Here is an 18,318-nt window from a genome sequence, read left to right on the forward strand (position 1 = left end):
CCTCTTGCACTGTTAACAATTCAGCACTTTATGAGGCAAATCTCTCAACAAACTCTGGGGCGTCCGCCCGTCGCGGTCACAGTTCCTTAATCAATAACGCAAGATTTCCCTGCGTTTTGCCGCTAAACACCCTAACTTAGCGCGCCATATCGGGGCGCCCGATTGAGCTATACGCCTCGAACCCCGCATTGCGCGCGTCCTCCGCGCTATACACGTTGCGCAAATCTGCCATGCGCGCCGTCTTCATCCCGCCAGCGATACGCGTCAGATCAAGCGCGCGGAACTCGTTCCATTCTGTCATGATCACGATCAGATCACTGTGCTCGGTTGCCGCATAAGGATCATCAAGCCACTCGACGCCGGGCAATAGATGCTCGCCTTCATGGCGCCCCTGGGGATCAACAACGCGCACCTTCGCACCGCCACCCAGCAGCGCTGGCACCACAGTCAAGCTTGGCGCATCGCGCATATCATCGGTGTTGGGCTTGAACGTCACGCCCATGATCGCAATCGTTTTGCCGTTGAACGATCCGTCACACAGCTCCAGCAGCTTATCGACCATCCGGCGCTTGACCTGTTCGTTGATCGCGATCACGGCCTCGGTAATCATCATCGGCGAGGCATTTTCCTGACCGATCCGTGCCAGTGCCTTGGTATCTTTCGGGAAACACGACCCACCATAACCCGGTCCGGCATGCAGGAACTTCTTGCCAATCCGGTTGTCCAGCCCCATCCCCTTAGAGACCTGTTTCACATCCGCGCCGACTTTTTCGCACAGCGCGGCAATCTCATTGATGAAGGTGATCTTTGTCGCAAGAAACGCGTTCGCGGCGTATTTGATCATCTCGGCAGATTCCAGATCCGTCACGACAATCGGGAATTCACGCAGATAAAGCGGGCGATATATGTCCGCCATCACCTTCGCTGCGCGCTCGGTCTCAATACCAACAACAACACGATCCGGCTTCATGAAATCGTCAATCGCGGCACCTTCGCGCAGAAATTCGGGGTTTGAGGCGACGTCGAAATCCAACTCGGGGGCGGTCTCGGTCATCACCTCACGAACCTTGCGGTTGGTTCCAACCGGCACCGTCGATTTCGTCACGACAACGATATAATCCTTGGCCGCCTTCGCCACCTCTTGCGCCGCCGCCATCACATAGGTCAGATCCGCATGGCCATCGCCCCGCCGCGTCGGAGTGCCCACAGCGATAAACACCGCCTCAGCTCCTTCCATCGCCTCGTTCAGATCCAGCGTGAATCGCAAACGTCCCGCCTCCACGTTGCGCATCATCAACTGATCGAGTCCGGGCTCAAAGATAGGCACCTTTCCGCTATTCAGCATATCAATCTTGCGCGCATCTTTGTCGACACACACCACATCATGCCCGAAATCCGAGAAACACACGCCAGAGACAAGCCCGACATAGCCGGTTCCAATGACAACAATCCGCATAACAATCCCTCGTCTTTCAAGCTGGCGAAACGCTGGTGCGTTTTCGAACCGGACGACTGTTTTATAACCGCCGATTATACGATGTCCATTTTTCCCGATCATCCACAAGAGGCAGCCGGCGGATTGTGGCGAGGCAAAGACCGTCAATAGTGTTACCTAGGCGTATCAGCGTTGACGTGTTGGCACTTGTTCAGCACCGCAGCTTTGCTCATCTCGTGACCAGACAGGATTCTGGGTCTGAACGCCCCACACGTCCCTAAAGTAGTAACACGTGCTCTATTGATCCCGTAAAGAGTGAACGGTATGAGCGAATAAGGCAGGCTCTAAGGCTTTCTGGGCCACAATTGGGACGCCGCTGATCGCGGCGAGACAAATCAGGACACCGCCCCATGAGAGCCATTTGCCACATCGGGCATCATAAAACCGGAACAACGTCCCTACAGGCCTTCCTGTCCCGCAATGCCCCAAGCTTGCTCAAAGGTGGTATTTTGTATCCGTGGGTTGAATCTCAAGGTGCAGCTTTCGCTGTTGCTAGTGCCGTCGGTCGGCTTGATCTTCCAAAGGAGCTACCGATCAATATTCGCGAGGCGCATAACGCCCTAGCATTCCGGATGCTGGCAGATTCCGTTGAAAGCTGGAAAGTGCCGCCCTATCACACGGACCTACCGCACTCGCGTCAAATGTTGCTTGCTTTGAACAATCAAATCGAAGCGATCAGCCCCGATCATATCGTGCTCTGCTCCGAAGTCATGTCCCAGTTTGGCAAGGTTGCGAAGGGGCAAATCTCGCGTTTGCGTGGGGTCGGTCTCGCGGGTGCTGATGAAATAACAATCTGGTGCACCTTGCGCCGCCCCGATGAGCAATTGGTTTCTTGGCATGGTCAGCAGATTCGCTTTGGTCAGGCGCCCGCACCGCTATGCGATCCTGAAAATGGATTGAATCTGAATTGGCTCCATTTCGACTATCGCGGTGTTCTAAAGCCTTGGCTTGACGAAATTCCCGAGGCAAAAATTGTGCTGCGCCCCTATACGGAAACCTTGGCAGAGGGCGGCTCAGTCAAAGATTTCGTCAAGCATGCGGGAATTCGATTCCCCAAAAAACTGCGATCCGTCCCGCGGATGAATGTTAGTCTTAAGCCCGCGGTCCTCACATTGATGCGCGAAGCCAATCTGAATTTGCCCCCCCCCGCCGCGCGAGAATTGGCGCAGGTGCTCCCCCATCTTGTCGAGGAATTTACGCTTGCCGGATCAAGTGAGGTTGAACTCCTTGGTCAACCCTCTCGGGATCGACTTCTAGAGCGATTCCTTGCGATCCATGACTGGCTGTCTGAAATCTCTGGCCGGACGATGTTTTTTACGGATCTCGATGGCATGAGCCGTTGTCGTCCGATCCCCGAGAAAGAGGCATTGCGGCAATTGCTTGATCAGATGTCGCCCGACCTTTTCGCTCACATGGAGCACGCTGAAATTGGCGAATTTGTTGCCGGATTGTGCAATGCGTTCAGACCGTGAGATTGCTGAAAAGGTCGCGCAGCAGTGGTAGTTAGGCCCATTTTTCCGGTGCAAGCGCTTTTATGGCCCGAGTTGGGTGTCTCGACGGAGCGCGACTTATACGTAAAGCTTCACGGGCCGGTAACCTATTGCAGAGCGACGCAAAGTCTGACTTTCGGTCCCGATGGCGTTGCCGATTTCAGCACCGCAGCCAATCTACTTAGCCTTGGCAAGTGGCGCCGCGAATGTGGCTTGAAAACGCTGGGGCTCAGGGTCGAAGGACAAGGTCAGTTCAAGTTAACCGTCTTTCAGTCCGACTCGGAACACTCATCGCGTTACATTTTCAAAAAGATCGTCCATCTCGCAAAAGATCGCCCTTTCCAGTTGGATCTTTCGCCCTTCGTGCTACGCGGCCAATTGGGTGTGGTCCACTTTGCCCTAAAATCTCTGGGCGAAGGCGATGTGAGTGATGCAGTCTGGGAAACCAATGATCCACCGTTGCGAAATCCCAGTCTGACGCTGTCCATCACAACCTTCAAACGTGAGACGGCGGTGCAGGCCAGTGTGGCCCGGTTCGAGAGCTTCATGAAGAAAACGGCGCTCGCCTCTCGGTTTCATCTCTTGGTGGTGGATAATGGGCGCAGCGCGAATATCAAACCTTCCGCACATGTCTCGCCCATCGACAATGATAACCTTGGCGGGTCGGGTGGTTTTGCTCGCGGCCTTTACGAGGCCGAGGCACGCGGCGCCACACACTGCCTGTTCATGGACGACGACGCTGCGGTTCACATGGGCGCGATGGAACGGGTCTGGGCGTTTCTCGCCCATGCGCAAGACGAGAGCACCGCAATTGTCGGTTCAATTGCCATGGCCAATAAGCGCTGGGCCTTATGGGAAAGCGGCGCGATTTTCGATAGCAGTTGCCGTCCGCAATGGCAGGGAACGGATCTTCGAGATTTCTTAAAGGTGCTGGCGATGGAAACCGGTTCGACACTGCCAAAACCATACAATTTCTACGGTGGTTGGTGGTTCTTCGCTTTCCCGATTGCATCCGCGGCTCACAAGCCCTTTCCGTTTTTCGTGCGCGGCGACGATGTAAGTTTTTCGCTCGCAAACCGATTTAACTTCGTCACGCTTCCTGGTGTTATCTGTTTCCAAGATGCCGATTTTTCTGACAAAGAGTCGCTTCAGACCCTGTATCTCGACCTACGCAGCCATCTGATCCATCACCTCGCCCTACCGTCGATGGATATCGGTTTGAAGCGCACCCTTCGCATACCCGCCTGGTTCTTTGCGCGCAGCATGATGCAACTTCATTACGACTCCCTGAAGACCCTTAACCTCGCACTCGAAGACGTCTTGCGTGGACCAAAGTTCTTTGCCACCAATGCCGACATGACAGAGCGTCGCGCCGTTATCGCAAAGCTGCGCAAGATCGAAACATGGGCGCCACTGATCGGCGATCCTCCCGTATCAAAACGGCGCTTTGACCCTAGAAGTAATCGGTTCTGGCATGCGCTCATGAGATACTCATTGAACGGGCATCTGTTGCCGTTTTTTGGCTTTTGGGGAAATCACATCACGCTGAAATCCGGCCAGCGCGGAGCCCTCCACGAGGTTTGGGGCGCCGCGCGTATTACCTATATCAGCGCAGACGGATCGCAGAGCTTTACGGTTCGCCATTCCAAGCGCGCCGCTTTGTGCCAAGGGTTGCGGATGACCAAAAACGAAATCGCTTTGGCGCGACGCTATCGCGACCTGAAAGCACAATGGCAAAAGGGCTATGGCGATCTCACGTCGTGGCGCTTCTGGTTGAAAAAATTTGGCTTGGACGCGCCGGAAGGTCGTTGATGGGGGCGTCTGTCAGAAAGGCTCGCAGGCCAAGGGCTATTCAGCCTTGGACGAGCCCAGTGTTTCACCCAGTTTTGCAAGGTGACGCGCGACAAGCTTTTGAGCGATGTCAGCTTTGTCCGCCTCTGCGTAGCACCGGAATTCAGGCGCATTTCCAGAGGGTCGCAGATGCACGATGGTCCCATCCTCGAAACGCACGCGCAGACCATCGGTCAAATCCAGTCGGGTTTCGGCTGCTTCCTCGTCGAAGAATGACTGCCGCGCTGCGGGGTCTTGGACGAGTTTCTCAAGAAAGTTTCGCGACATTTCGCTGGGGACACCTGCAATGCGATCTGCGGCGGTAAAGCGTTGCGGCAAGCTGGCGACAAGAGACGCCAAAGTGCGACCGGTTGCGCGCGCGGTCGCAAGCGGCGCAAGGATCGGCAGCAGGCAATCGCGTGTCATCAGCGGCGCAATCGGCCCCGCCCGGCCTTGCGCCTCAAATCCCAGAAGAAAGCCGCCATTGGCCTCATATCCAACGACCCGGGCGTCAGGGGTTTGGGCGCGCACCTTCTCCATTGCGTCGATAACAAAGGGCGAGCCGATTTTCGTGAGATGAACGGCGCGAAACTCGGGCATCTCAGAGATCATGCTGTTTGACGACACCGGCGTGCAGATAATATCCGCGCCAAGGTTGCGCGCGGTAAGCGCCCCCAGCACATCACCCGCAACAATGCGCCCACTGGCATCGGCCACCATCGGGCGGTCCGCATCCCCATCGGTAGAAATGATCGCATCCAGGCTGTGATCTGCGCACCAACCTGCCAACATGGTGCGGGTCTGCGCATCGAGCGCCTCGGTATCTACCGGAATAAAGGTCCCCGAGCGCCCCAGCGGGATCGCGACGCCGCCCAAATCCTCAACGACGGCAACCATCAGATCACGCGCGACAGAGCTGTGTTGATAGACCCCAATACGTAGACCACGCAGCGCTTCAGGGCCAAAACCTAATACGTAGCGCGCCAGATAGTCCGCCGTTGCCGACGCATCTTCGTGTGCGAACCCGCCGCTCACATGCGCTGGCGGGCGCCCCAGATGGCCGTTGATCGCAACCTCGTCTGACTTCGAAATTTCCCCTGATGGCACATAAAACTTCAGCCCGTTGCGATCAGCGGGAATATGACTGCCCGTCACCATGATCGCCGCATGACCTTGGGCCATAGCTGAAAGCGCCAGCGCGGGGGTCGGCAGCGCGCCGCAGTCAATCACGCTTATGCCCTCGTCGCGCAAGGCCGCGCGCACCGCTTGAGCAATCGCTGGCGAGGAGGGCCGCAGATCGCGCCCTAGATGCACCGCGTCTCCCGTGGGGCAGGCCGCAACAAATGCCCGACAATAATCGCCCACGAGATCGGGAGTGAGTTCAACCACAAGACCGCGCAGCCCACTGGTTCCGAATTTGGGTGCCATCTTTGTCTCCACTCAATTTTGCGTATCTGGTCGCGGGCGCAGCTTGGGGATCAGTCCCGTGCGTAAACATCCTCGTAGCGAATAATGTCGTCTTCGCCCAGATAAGACCCGGTTTGCACCTCGATCAAAACCATAGGCACTTTGCCCGGGTTTTCCATCCGGTGAACCGCCCCAAGCGGAATGTAAACGGATTGGTTTTCGGTGACGAGCTTTACATCGTCGTTCACACTCACCTTTGCGGTGCCTTCGACGACGATCCAATGCTCGGATCGGTGATGATGCGATTGCAACGAAAGCGCGCCGCCCGGATGCACCACGATCCGCTTAACCTGAAAACGGTCACCGATCACGAGGCTTTCAAACCAACCCCACGGACGATGGTCTTTGGGGAAAGTGGTGGCTTGCAGTGCGTGCTTTTCTTTCAGCGCGGCGACGGCCAGTTTGACGTCTTGGGCGCGCGACATATCCGCGACAAGAACAGCATCGGGCATCGCAATCGCGATGATGTTTTGCAACCCGATCCCGACCACCTCTAGCGCCCCATCTTCAGAGCGCAGTAAACTGTTGTCGCAATCCAAAGCCGTCGCATGATCGGACGTGACGACGCCGCGCGCATCAGGATTGCCCTCGCGCCAGACAGCGTCCCAGCCGCCAAGATCGCTCCAGCCAGCGGCGAAGGGCACGACGGACAGGTTGTCGGCCTTTTCCATCACCGCGTAATCAATCGAAATATCGTTGGCCTTGGCCCACGGATCGGGGGCAAGGCGGAGAAAGCCCAAATCGGGTTTGCCCTGATCAACCGCCGCCTGCACCGGCCCGATTAAGTCCGGGGCATGGGCGCGGAATGCGGCAAGGATTGTTTTCACCGAGAACAGGAAAATCCCGGCATTCCAAAGATACCTTCCTGCCTGCAGCATTTCCTCGGCACGCGCCGCATCGGGTTTTTCGACAAAGCGCCGCAGCGCCAAGGGTTGGGCCGAGAAATCTAGCGGATCCTCGGCCAGTTCCAGATAGCCATAGCCGGTCTCGGGATGGGTTGGCTTGATGCCGAACGTTACCAACTGCCCGGCGCGCGCCGCCTCGGCCCCGGCAAGGGTGGCCGCGCGAAAGGCCTCGATGTCGGGAACAACGTGATCGGAGGGCGCGACAAGCATCAAGCCATCAGGGTCGCTTTTCTCCAGCCAAAGGGCTGCGGCAAGCACTGCGGGCGCCGTGTTGCGCCCCTCGGGTTCAATCAGGATTGCGCCGGGATCAATGCCAATCTCAGTCAGCTGTTCTGCGACAATGAAGCGGAAATCCGAATTCGTGAGCACCAAAGGGGGCGCAAACCCCGCATCACAAAGCCGCAACGCCGATGCTTGGAATAGCGTGTTTTCGCCAACGAGAGGCACGAATTGTTTGGGGTAAGACTTGCGCGACAATGGCCAAAGACGCGTGCCAGATCCACCGCAAAGAATGACAGGCGTGATCATGGTTCGGCCTTTCCGTTGGGTTATTTCCCAATGATTACCCATGAATTTGGCGAGTTTTTCAAGGCCTATTCCCCGACACGCATTTTAGAGGCCGAATCTTACTAAGATTTCAGGGCTTACGACTTTTCAGGCAACGCGGTTTTGACAATGCAATCATGAAGAACACATGGGTCTTGCCGAAAAGCATCCAGATGAAGGCGTCTTAAGCGTGTTTTGGACAAATGCCCGAGAACTTCTGATCTTGTTAATACGGTTAACTATAAATATGGACGGAAACTTGAAATGAAGGAGGGTGGCAGGGTCTGCGAACCCTGATCCGCCACATTGGCGGGCACACAGTTGGGGAACTGTAGGATGACCAAGAGGGCGCTTATCACGGGGATCACGGGGCAGGACGGGTCGTATCTTGCCGAACTTCTTTTGGAAAAAGGATATGAGGTTCACGGCATCAAGCGCCGCGCCTCGCTGTTTAACACCCAGCGCATTGATCACATCTACGAAGACCCCCATTCGGGAAAAGAAAACCTGAAGCTGCACTACGGCGATCTTAGCGACACCCTGAATCTGACACGGATCTTGCGAGAGGTCGAGCCGGACGAAGTCTATAACCTCGGGGCTCAATCCCATGTCGCGGTCAGTTTCGAAGCGCCGGAGTATACCGCAGATGTGGATGCGATCGGAACGTTGCGTTTGCTTGAGGCGATCCGGTTCTTGGGGCTCGAACAGAAATGCCGGTTCTATCAGGCCTCGACTTCTGAGCTTTTCGGGCTGGTAAGGGAGACACCGCAGACCGAGAATACGCCGTTTCACCCGCGCTCTCCCTATGCGGTCGCCAAGATGTACGCCTATTGGATCGCAGTGAACTATCGTGAAGCTTACGGGATGTATGCTTGCAACGGGATCTTGTTCAACCACGAGTCCCCGCGTCGTGGCGAAACCTTTGTGACGCGCAAGATTACACGTGGCCTGACCAATATCTCGCAAGGGCTGGAGCCGTGCCTGTATATGGGTAACATCGACTCATTGCGCGATTGGGGTCATGCCAAGGATTACGTGCGCATGCAGTGGATGATGCTGCAACAAGACGAACCCGAGGATTACGTGATCGCGACGGGCAAACAATATTCGGTGCGCGAGTTCATTCAGTGGAGCGCAGCGGAACTGGGCCTGACGCTGGAGTTCTCGGGGAGCGGAGTTGACGAGATCGCAACCGTTTCCAAGATTGAGGGCGATAAAGCGCCCGCGTTGAGTGTCGGTGATGTCGTCATGCGGATCGACCCGCGCTACTTCCGCCCGGCCGAGGTTGAAACGCTGCTGGGCAACCCCGCGAAAGCCAAACAAAAACTTGGCTGGGTGCCAGAGATCACCGCGCAAGAGATGTGTGCCGAGATGATTGCCGAAGATTTCAAAATCGCGCGGCGCTATGCTTTGCTCAAGGCGCATGGGCTGGAACTTCCCGTCAGCCTGGAGTGAGTGAGACGCATTTGAACGGGGGGCAAATCGCCACCCCAAAATCAGGATGCCAAGGCCATGAGTAAAATATACATAGCAGGCCATCGCGGCATGGTAGGGGGCGCCATTTTGCGCCAGCTTGAGGCGCGCAAGGCCGCTGGCGAGGACCTTGATCTGATCACCCGCACGTCGCGCGCTTTGGATCTGACGGATCAGGCTGCTGTGCGTGATTTCATGCAACGCGAAAAGCCAGATCAGGTGATCTTGGCCGCGGCAAAGGTTGGCGGAATTGTCGCCAATAATAGCTATCCAGCGCAGTTCATCTATGAAAATCTGATGATCGAATGCAACGTGATCCATCAAGCCTATGCCGCCGGGGTCAGGCGATTGCTGCAGCTCGGCTCGTCTTGCATCTACCCAAAACTGGCCGCGCAGCCGATGTCGGAAGATGCGCTACTGACGGGGACACTTGAGCCCACCAACGAACCTTACGCGATTGCAAAAATCGCCGGGATCAAGCTTTGCGAAAGCTATAATCGGCAATACGGCACGGATTACCGCTCGGTCATGCCGACGAACCTATATGGGCCGGGGGATAATTTTCATCCCGAAAATAGCCATGTTCTGCCCGCGCTGATTCAACGGTTTCACGCTGCGGCGCGCGATGGGGCTGATGAGGTTGTCGTCTGGGGGTCGGGCAAGCCGATGCGCGAATTTCTGCATGTGGATGATATGGCCGAAGCGTCGCTGTTCGTGCTGGGCCTTGACCCGGCGATTTATCAGCGCGAAACGCAACCGATGCTGAGCCATATTAACGTCGGTTCGGGCAGCGATGTCACAATTCGCGAACTGGCAGAGACGGTGGCGGATGTGACTGGCTATACTGGCAAGATCCGTTTTGACGCCTCTAAACCCGACGGAACACCGCGCAAACTGTTGGATGTTTCGCGACTCGCCCGCCTTGGCTGGACGGCGAAGATCGGCCTGCAAGAGGGTATCCGCGAGACTTACAAATGGTTCTTGGCGCAAGATCTGGCGACACTGCGCACGAAGTAATTCGGCCTCGACGATCACAACAAGACGCTCACCTATTTTAGTCGATGCGCGTCCTTTGCGCGGCTTGGTTTCTTACAAAGGCGAAGTCGCGAAGGCGGGCAGATCGGTCCCTTTGGCCAAGAACGCATCGGCGGTATCAAGCGCCTCGCGGATAGTCACGTCCATGTCGAGATAGCGGTAGGTGCCCAGACGCCCGACGAAGGTGACGCCCGAGGTTTGCTCGGCCAGTGCGACATATTCGGCCAACAACGCTTTTTCTTTCACCTGCCGGATCGGGTAATAGGGGATATCGTCTGGTTCGCAGGCGCGCGAGAACTCGCGGTAGCAAACCGACCCCTCATGGTTTTCCCAAGGCGAGAAATGCTTGTGCTCGGTGATGCGGGTGAAGGGCACCGCTTCTTCGCCGTAGTTCATCACTGCGCAGCCCTGATAATCGCCCTCATAGGTGAAGCGTTCGAAATCGAGCGTGCGATAGCCAAGCCGACCCAGTTCATAGTCAAAATAGCCATCGAGCGGGCCGGAATAGAAGACGTGGTCATAGTCGCCCACCATCTCGCGGGTGAACCGAGTGTTCAGATGTACGGTGATGGCGGGATGATCGAGGATGCGCGCGACCATCTCGGTGTAGCCATTCTCGGGCATGCCTTGGAAACGATGGAAGAAATAGTTGTCGTCATAGTTGAAACGCACCGGCAGGCGCTTGAGGATCGCGGCGGGCAATTCGGTGGGCGAGACGCCCCATTGCTTGATCGTGTAGCCTTTGAAGAACGCCTCATACAGAGCGCCGCCGACGAAACGCATCGCCTGCTCCTCGAAATTCTGCGGCTCGGCGATGCTGGTATCGGCCTGATCCTCGATGAAGGCGCGCGCCTCATCCGGGCGCATCGTGCGATTATAGAACTGGTTGATCGTATGCAGGTTGATCGGCAGCGAAAAAACCTGCCCGCCCGAGGTTGTTTTAACGCAGTTCTTATAAGGCATGAAGGTTTCGAAGGAATTGACGTAGTCCCAGACCGCTTCATCATCGGTGTGGAAGATATGCGGGCCGTAGATATGCACCATCACCCCGGTCTGCGCATCGCGTTCCGTATGGCAATTGCCTGCGATATGCGGGCGACTGTCAACGATCGTAACCGAATGACCCGCCTCTGCCAGCTTGCGACCAATGACAGCACCGGAGAGACCAGCCCCGACGAGCAAGATGTTCATACGTTGACTTTCAAAACACAACCTTAGCGTGTTTTTCCATAAAGCCCGCGAAAAATCAATATGAGGATACCGCTTGGCGCGCCGGCTCCCGAAGCGGCGCATGGATGACGGCGATACACTAAACTATGATGACGTCACTTGAGCTAATGTCATCGACCGACAGCCCTTGCAGCAACACCTCGCCGCCATGCCATTCCAGCCAGACGCCTTGGGAGGAGTTGGTCATTGCAAGTGCATCAAAGCTTTTCTCGCTGATATCAAGCACAAGATAGTCAACGCCCGGTATAAAATCGGTGATTTCGTTTCGATCTGAAAGAGCATCAAACGCGAATCCGTCAGAATCAAGTCCGCCAGTCAAAAGATCATAGCCGCTCCCGCCTTCAAGCCAATCTTTCCCGCCGCCACCAGATAGGACGTCGTCCCCGCCGCCGCCGAACATGGCGTCTCTTCCGGCGTTGCCAAACAGTTCGTCATTGCCTGAGCCGCCATTGATGAAGTCATTGCCGCCGCCGCCAGAAATGACATCGTCTCCGTTTCCGCCATCCAATGTGTCATAGCCAAACGCGCCATACAGTGTGTCATCACCATCCCCCCCTAACAGGGCGTCGCTTCTCGCACCGCCATGCATCCAATCATTTCCACCGCCGCCCGCCAGACTGTCTTCTCCGCTTCCGCCGAGCATGCTGTCATGTCCGTCGCCACCATCCAGCGTGTCAAAGCCATATGCGCCATACAGTGTGTCATTGCCATTTCCCCCCACCAGAGTGTCGCTTTTGCCACCACCGTGCATCCAGTCATTTCCAGCGCCGCCGAACATGCTGTCTGTTCCGTATCCGCCATCCAGCCGGTCATTCCCATCTTCACCGTAGATCGTGTCGGCTCCACCGTTTCCAAACAGAGTGTCGTTCTGTGCCCCACCATTCAGCCAATCTTTACCACCGCCACCTGCGATTGAATCGTTGCCGTTCTCTCCTTCAAGGCTGTCATTTCCAAACGCACCATAGATTGAGTCATCGCCATTGCCGCCAAGCATAGTGTCATTGTGCGCGCCCCCATGCATCCAGTCGTTGCCCTCCTCTCCGAAAATGAGGTCACGCCCATTCTGACCCTCAAGCCAATCATCGCCACCCGATCCGTAGATGCTATCTGCGTCGTCTCCCCCGATCAGCGTATCGTTTTGCGACCCGCCATGTAGGCCGCCAGGCACGTTTGTATCGGTATTGCCTAAGTCATCGGGAACGACATCGTCGGGCGTGCTGTCATCTTCGCCACTCGTAAGCACCATTGGCGGGCGGTTTGCGTTCCAGTCGATGGATTGAAAGATCCGATCTGCGGTCAGGGTTTTACCATCAGCACTGCGAATTTCGGTCTCTTCACCACCGCGAAAGGTAAGGACCGCGCCCCATGATGTTTCGGTAACGCTAAGGCGGCTGGTATCATACAGCATCGGGATTGCGGTCAGATCGAGATGATCGATCGACGCATCGAAATCGGTGATCACATCGCGTTTATCATCGGCATTCAGAACGAAAAAATCTGCTCCAGCGCCGCCGCTCAGGCTATCTTGGCCCCAGCCGTCGATCAAAATATCCGCGCCAGCGCCGCCGCGCAAATCGCTGTTGCCCGTTCCGCCGATGAGCATGTCGTCCTTGCTAGTGCCGTCCAGACGGCCACTATCCGTTGACAGCACGGCCCCCTGATTGGCGAGCGACACTGTGAGCCGGCTTAGCCCCGACGTCTTGTCCGAGCTGACTAGAATATCGAGCTGATCACCGGAACTGACTGTCGTAAGCGCCGAGATGTTTTCAAGCCCGGAATCTAACGTATCCGCAAGGCTATCGAGGTGAATCAACTGGCCGTTCGAGGCTAGCGTGAACAGGCTGAGGCCCGCGTCCCCGCCTCCGGCGACGATATATGTCCAGTCCCCAATCTGCGTGGCTGTCATGCTTTGCGTGCGGCCAAAGCGGGTGTCGAGCGTGTCGATCAAGTGGTCGGTTACGCTTAGTGATCCGTCATTGTGCAACTCAAGTGCGGTAAGCGCGCCGCCCTCGCCCGTGTCAGCAGAGCTTGTGACAAGAATGTAGCGATGCCCATCCACTTCGACAGCTTCCATGGCGGTCGGGTCGCTGAGAAGTCCAAGACCGGAGGCCACGCCAAGAGAGCCTGTGGTGGTCAGCGCGCCAGTACTTTGCGAAATGGAGAATGCACTGACGCCTTGTTCGGTGCCCGAAAGCGTTAACAGGAACTCCTTTCCGGCGAGTTGCACGGTCGCCATGGCGACCGGATTTTGCAGATAAAGATCGCCAGTGTCGCCATAAGACGCACCCGCCTGATAGCCGCCCGCTCCATCGGGGGCGAAGCATTGCAGCTTGTCTGCGGCGTTCATTGCATAGACGAAACCGCTTTGCGCGACGGCAATTACGGGGCCCGTCAGGCCATCTGCTTCGGGCAGACCCACCTTAGTCGATGACCCGATCTGGCCATTGGATTGGACGGAAAAACCAAATGTGCCATCCTGAGACGTGCCGCCCAAGACCGCGATTATTGACCCGCTTTCTACCTTAATCACGGTCGAGCCGCCTGTGACAGCATAAGACATCGACGTGTTATAGACGACGCTGTCGATCAGAACTGCATCGTCTGAATCGGCGCTTAGACAAAAGCTGAGCACCCCGCCTGATGGGCCGTTGACCGCCAGAATGATCGGATCGCCCGCAGCATCAAGAACCTGCATCGAGCGAATGTCGACCGCAAGATCGCCCCAAGACGCCCCTATTAGAGAACGGAATTCGAGACTCAGCATCTCTAGTCACCCATAATCGCTTACCCCAAAACAGGTCTGGCGCTGGGCTGTGGGGCTTTGGGGGGCGCAATCGGGCGAAACTGTGGAGAACGGCCCAAATTTGAAAAGAAGTTATTGCAAACCGGACGCGTTCGGCGTGCCTGTCACGCGCGCATTAGGGCTTCGTGCTCATCAATTGCCTCGTTGAGATCGTCGAAATAATACAGCTTGCCGCCGTCAAGTATGATCCCTGCATCGCAAAAATCGCGCATCTCTCGCATATTATGCGTCACCATAATCGAGCTACTCGCTTGCATCCGGTCGCGGAAAACAAGGCGGCTTTTATTGCGAAACCGAGCATCGCCGACGGCTGTCACCTCATCGACAAGATAGGTATCGAACCGGATTCCCATCGACGTGCCAAAGGTGAGCCGTGATTTCATCCCGGAAGAATAGGTGCGCACCGGCATCTTGAAGTGTTTGCCCAGCTCCGCGAAATCTTCGACGAAATCTACCAGGCTGTCAGTGTCGACTCCGTAGATCCGTGCCACGAAACGCACATTTTGCGCGCCCGTCAGTTCGGGGTGGAACGAACCGCCAAAGGCTACCGGCCAAGAAATCGACCCATCCGAGACGACACGACCGGAATCGGGTGGCAAGATGCCGGCGATGATCTGGATCAGGGTCGATTTCCCCGCGCCATTGCAGCCCAATAGCCCCAGCGATTTCCCCGTGGGCAAGGTAAGGTTAAGGTTGTCGATCACGGTCTTGCGCTCACCAGCAACCCAAAAGCCTTTTTGAGAGGTTCTCGAACCGGATCATGACACCCCTAACCCCGATCGCGGATCGAATAGTAGATCAAAACGATGATCCCCCAGCTCAGCAGCAAGAACAGCGCCGCAAGACCAAAAATCATGGCGCGTTGCGGATATTCTGGAGAGTCCGCCAAGGTCGGCGTGATGTAAGTCGCCAGATATCGGGTCTGACGTTGCGCGCTGTCATAGGCGGAATCGCGCGCGGTCAGAGCAGCGCGGTAGACCTTTTCAGCGAACTCTTGGTCGACGGTCAGGCCCTCAAACTCGGACATCAGGGCGGGGTAATCCTTGCCCGTTCCAGGCACGATCGTCGTCGCTAGATTTTTGCGTTCCGTCGCGATGCGTTCGCGAATGGCCTGAATGCGACGTTTGGCCTGAGTGACGCGCGGGTCGTCAGCGCTTGTCGAGGCGGCCAATTGGTCAAGCGCGACGAGTTCCTGGGCGAGTTGCTGCTGGAGGTTGTTCGTCACCCCCATTCGACCTTGGATGTCTGATTGCAGATCGACAATCTGCGTGCGGGTCCGAAACTCGGTTAGTTTTTCGCGCGCCTCGCGAAGCTGCTCTTGCGCCTTTTCAAGGTCGCTATCGGCATAGCGAATGGCATCTGCTCGGGCGAGATCGTTGAGCCCGTTGACCATTTTCGTACTTTCGTCGACGATTTCTTGCGCGATTTTCTGGGCCATGTCGGGCGTGAAAGTGTGCACATCAATTTGCAGCAATCCACTACTTTGATTGTAGGTAACGCGCACGACACGCCCCCAGTACCAATGCAAATCCTCAGCGGTCGCATCGGGCCACAACGCATAGGCTGGATCACTTTTCCAATGGGATGAAAAATAGGTGCGTAGATGGAGCTTTTTGTCGACCGCAAGCGCCAAATTCTGGCTACGGATGAACTGATACAGAACATCGCTATCGGGCGAAGAGGAGCCACCGGTAAACTGCGTCAAGCCACCCAAAATATCCGAGGAACTTGTTTCATCGGACTGGCGCACCGAGAACCCAGTCGTTGAGCCATAGCGATCATCTGCTACGGCCCACAAATAGATCGCGACAACAAAAAGCGGGACTAAAACGATTGCAATGAAGCTGGTCAAAACGCCCCAGTGGCGTTTGCGCATGCGCGCCGCTCGCGCCAGTGGCCGCGTCTCGACAGGTTTCTGGGCGCGTGTGCCCTGCGGTTTTCCTTTTTGCTTGTTGGCTGCCTGCTTTTGGCCCTGAGGCTGGCGTGCCGTCGGCTTTTGCGCCGGGACCGCGTCTTTATTATTTTCGCCTGTCAAATTCCTACCTCAAGAACGTGGTTTGCAATCGTGTCCAAGACTAACATAATAGATTTCGAGATCACCAATACAAAGGCGCCTCTCATTGACATCCGTCCCTATTCGCCCGCCTGCACCACCCGGACGCGGAGTGTCGCAAAGGTTTCGCATGGCGCGCACCGTGACAGCTCTTATACTGCGGGAAATGTCAACGCGCTACGGCCGATCACCCGGAGGATACGTTTGGGCAATTATCGAGCCTCTTGGCGCCATCTTGATCTTGACCGTAGCGTTTTCGTTCGTTCTGCGATCTCCGCCTATCGGCAATAGCTTCGTCTTGTTCTTTGCGACTGGCTTTGTGCCGTTCGGGTCCTTTCAGACGCTTTCAAACCTCATCGCGCGATCCCTTCGGTTTTCAGGGGCACTACTATCTTACCCGGTCGTTACCTGGGTGGATGCGATCGTGGCCCGCCTGTTACTCAACAGTCTGACACAGGTTCTCGTATCGTACATAATTTTGGGCGCGATCTTGTCCTTACAAGCTGACCCAGTCACGCTGAACCTGGTGCCAATCTTGGAGGCGATGGCGCTGGCGCTACTTTTAGGCTTAGCGGTGGGCACTCTGAATTGCGCGCTAATGGGGCTGGTGCACGTATGGGACCAGATCTGGTCAATTCTCACCCGGCCCTTGTTCCTCGCCTCGGGAGTGTTTTTTCTCTACGACGCGCTTCCAAAAATGGCGCAAGATATTCTGTGGTACAATCCGTTAATGCACATCACCGGTCTGATGCGTCAGGGCTTCTATCCCAGCTATGATGCCGATTATGTGTCCATCCCATATGTGGTCGGGGTCTCTCTGGTCATGTTGTTCTTCGGGGTTGTGCTGCTTGGTCGATATCATCGGCAAATCCTGACATCGTGACGGATCGCGTGTGATTGCATGTCCCTCTTGAAGGGCGACACACTGACCTGTTTGAAAGGGGGCTCAACGCTTACTTGCCCAAGCCAAAACGGTTTTATGAGCGATATCGGTACGTCGCAAGATGCCGTCGCGCAGCGCGCGACCGATCAGCGCGAGGAAAAGCAGCCGCTCGCCTTGATGGAAGCGCGCCTTCAACAGCCATTTCGGAACGATCACCAAGAGCACTGGCAAAAACATCCAACCCGCAGCCATGCGATACAGCAACAGCAGGTTGCGATGGTAGTAATAGACCTTCCACATCGGGTGAAATCGGCCTCGCTGCGAGTTGGCAAACGTCTGGCAGTCATGTTCAAACCGGATATCAGGCGCAAAGGCTATCCTGCCCCCCTTTTTCGATAGCCCAAGTGTATAAAGCCCATCATCGCCGTATAGAAACAGCCCCGGATCGGGCAGCCCGGCCAAGGCCAAGCCGTTGCGTGAAATGAAGAAACCAACGAATGAGGTCACGTCGATTTTCAACGCGTGATCTGAATCGTAAGCGTCGGGCGTTATGCGAAAACCGTCGCGCCCTTGCAGTAGCGTGCGCCAAAATGCCCGACCGTTTGAGAACGGATTGCGCGAAGGCCGGTTCATCTCACAGATCCGGCCATCAGGGAAATAAACCGCCGCCGCCAGCGCATCCCACTGCCCTAAATCACGCGCGTGAAATGCCGCCAAAGCGCCGGATTCGGGGCGGGCATCATCATCCATAACGACCATCCAGTCGGGATCAAAGCGATCCCGCGCGATCGCCATGCCGCCCGCGAACCCCCCGGCACCGCCAAGGTTGGTTTCACTGCATTCGATCACCAATCTCGGATCACACAGCGAGGCCAGCCAATCCGCAGTACCATCGTTTGAGGCATTGTTGAACACGATCACCGCTTGCAGGTCTTCGGCTGTGTTTTCAAGCAAGCGCGACATCGTCGCCTTGAGCTGAGCCAAGCGATTATAGGTCACTACCACCGCAACCAAACGGTTCGCCGCGCGATGTTGGCTGTCAGTGATGTCGCCGTTCTGCATCAAAACGCCGTTCCTTTGTGTGCTCGTCCCGTAGCGCGGGTCGGCG

Annotated in this window: 12 protein-coding genes and 1 pseudogene; 5 read left to right on the plus strand and 8 right to left on the minus strand. The window is 56.3% G+C overall.

Annotation, left to right across the window (positions count from 1 at the left end; genetic code table 11):
- Positions 1-136: 136 nt before the first annotated feature.
- On the minus strand, positions 137-1,456 hold the full coding sequence (locus ACN0SD_RS01625; protein WP_417806466.1) for a UDP-glucose dehydrogenase family protein: 1,320 nt from the start codon (positions 1,454-1,456) through the stop codon (positions 137-139).
- A 389-nt stretch (positions 1,457-1,845) separates the two neighbouring features.
- Here ACN0SD_RS01625 and ACN0SD_RS01630 point away from each other — a divergent pair, with 389 nt between their 5' ends.
- Positions 1,846-2,967 carry a hypothetical protein gene (locus tag ACN0SD_RS01630; protein WP_417806467.1) on the plus strand — a complete coding sequence of 374 codons (1,122 nt, stop codon included), beginning with the start codon at positions 1,846-1,848 and terminating at the stop codon, positions 2,965-2,967.
- A 231-nt stretch (positions 2,968-3,198) separates the two neighbouring features.
- Positions 3,199-4,797, plus strand: a complete 1,599-nt coding sequence (locus ACN0SD_RS01635) for a glycosyl transferase (protein ID WP_417806468.1) — start codon at positions 3,199-3,201, stop codon at positions 4,795-4,797.
- A 36-nt stretch (positions 4,798-4,833) separates the two neighbouring features.
- On the opposite strand, the gene ACN0SD_RS01640 is transcribed toward ACN0SD_RS01635, so the two are convergent.
- Both ACN0SD_RS01640 and ACN0SD_RS01645 read right to left on the minus strand, forming a co-directional pair.
- On the minus strand, positions 4,834-6,243 hold the full coding sequence (locus ACN0SD_RS01640) for a phosphomannomutase (RefSeq protein ID WP_417806469.1): 1,410 nt from the start codon (positions 6,241-6,243) through the stop codon (positions 4,834-4,836).
- Between the two features lie 50 nt (positions 6,244-6,293).
- Entirely contained in the window at positions 6,294-7,715 is a 1,422-nt protein-coding gene (locus ACN0SD_RS01645) for a mannose-1-phosphate guanylyltransferase/mannose-6-phosphate isomerase (protein WP_417806470.1), read from the minus strand.
- A gap of 354 nt (positions 7,716-8,069) precedes the next feature.
- On the opposite strand from ACN0SD_RS01645, the gene gmd reads away from it, so the two are divergent.
- Positions 8,070-9,188, plus strand: coding sequence for a GDP-mannose 4,6-dehydratase (gene gmd / locus ACN0SD_RS01650; protein ID WP_417806471.1), 1,119 nt, complete (start codon positions 8,070-8,072; stop codon positions 9,186-9,188).
- Between the two features lie 57 nt (positions 9,189-9,245).
- Positions 9,246-10,223 carry a GDP-L-fucose synthase gene (gene fcl, locus ACN0SD_RS01655; protein ID WP_417806472.1) on the plus strand — a complete coding sequence of 326 codons (978 nt, stop codon included), beginning with the start codon at positions 9,246-9,248 and terminating at the stop codon, positions 10,221-10,223.
- 72 nt (positions 10,224-10,295) lie between these two features.
- Here the strand turns inward: fcl and glf are convergent, their stop codons facing one another.
- From glf to ACN0SD_RS01675, 4 genes and pseudogenes are all read right to left on the minus strand, one after another.
- Entirely contained in the window at positions 10,296-11,432 is a 1,137-nt protein-coding gene (gene glf, locus ACN0SD_RS01660) for a UDP-galactopyranose mutase (RefSeq protein ID WP_417806473.1), read from the minus strand.
- Positions 11,433-11,550: 118 nt separating this feature from the next.
- Complete coding sequence (locus ACN0SD_RS01665) at positions 11,551-14,235, minus strand: calcium-binding protein (RefSeq protein ID WP_417806474.1); 2,685 nt, start codon at positions 14,233-14,235, stop codon at positions 11,551-11,553.
- Between the two features lie 143 nt (positions 14,236-14,378).
- Positions 14,379-15,036 (minus strand): annotated as a pseudogene (locus ACN0SD_RS01670) (ABC transporter ATP-binding protein).
- A gap of 7 nt (positions 15,037-15,043) precedes the next feature.
- Positions 15,044-16,150, minus strand: coding sequence for a sugar transporter (locus ACN0SD_RS01675; RefSeq protein ID WP_417806475.1), 1,107 nt, complete (start codon positions 16,148-16,150; stop codon positions 15,044-15,046).
- 307 nt (positions 16,151-16,457) lie between these two features.
- Between ACN0SD_RS01675 and ACN0SD_RS01680 the strand changes: the two genes are divergently transcribed.
- Positions 16,458-17,210: an ABC transporter permease gene (locus tag ACN0SD_RS01680; RefSeq protein WP_417806476.1), complete on the plus strand. Its 753-nt coding sequence runs from the start codon at positions 16,458-16,460 to the stop codon at positions 17,208-17,210.
- 63 nt (positions 17,211-17,273) lie between these two features.
- Here ACN0SD_RS01680 and ACN0SD_RS01685 read toward each other — a convergent pair whose 3' ends face one another.
- Entirely contained in the window at positions 17,274-18,272 is a 999-nt protein-coding gene (locus tag ACN0SD_RS01685) for a glycosyltransferase (RefSeq protein WP_417806477.1), read from the minus strand.
- Positions 18,273-18,318: the final 46 nt, after the last annotated feature.

It is taken from the genome of Thioclava sp., from assembly GCF_048263065.1.
GTDB lineage: Bacteria > Pseudomonadota > Alphaproteobacteria > Rhodobacterales > Rhodobacteraceae > Thioclava.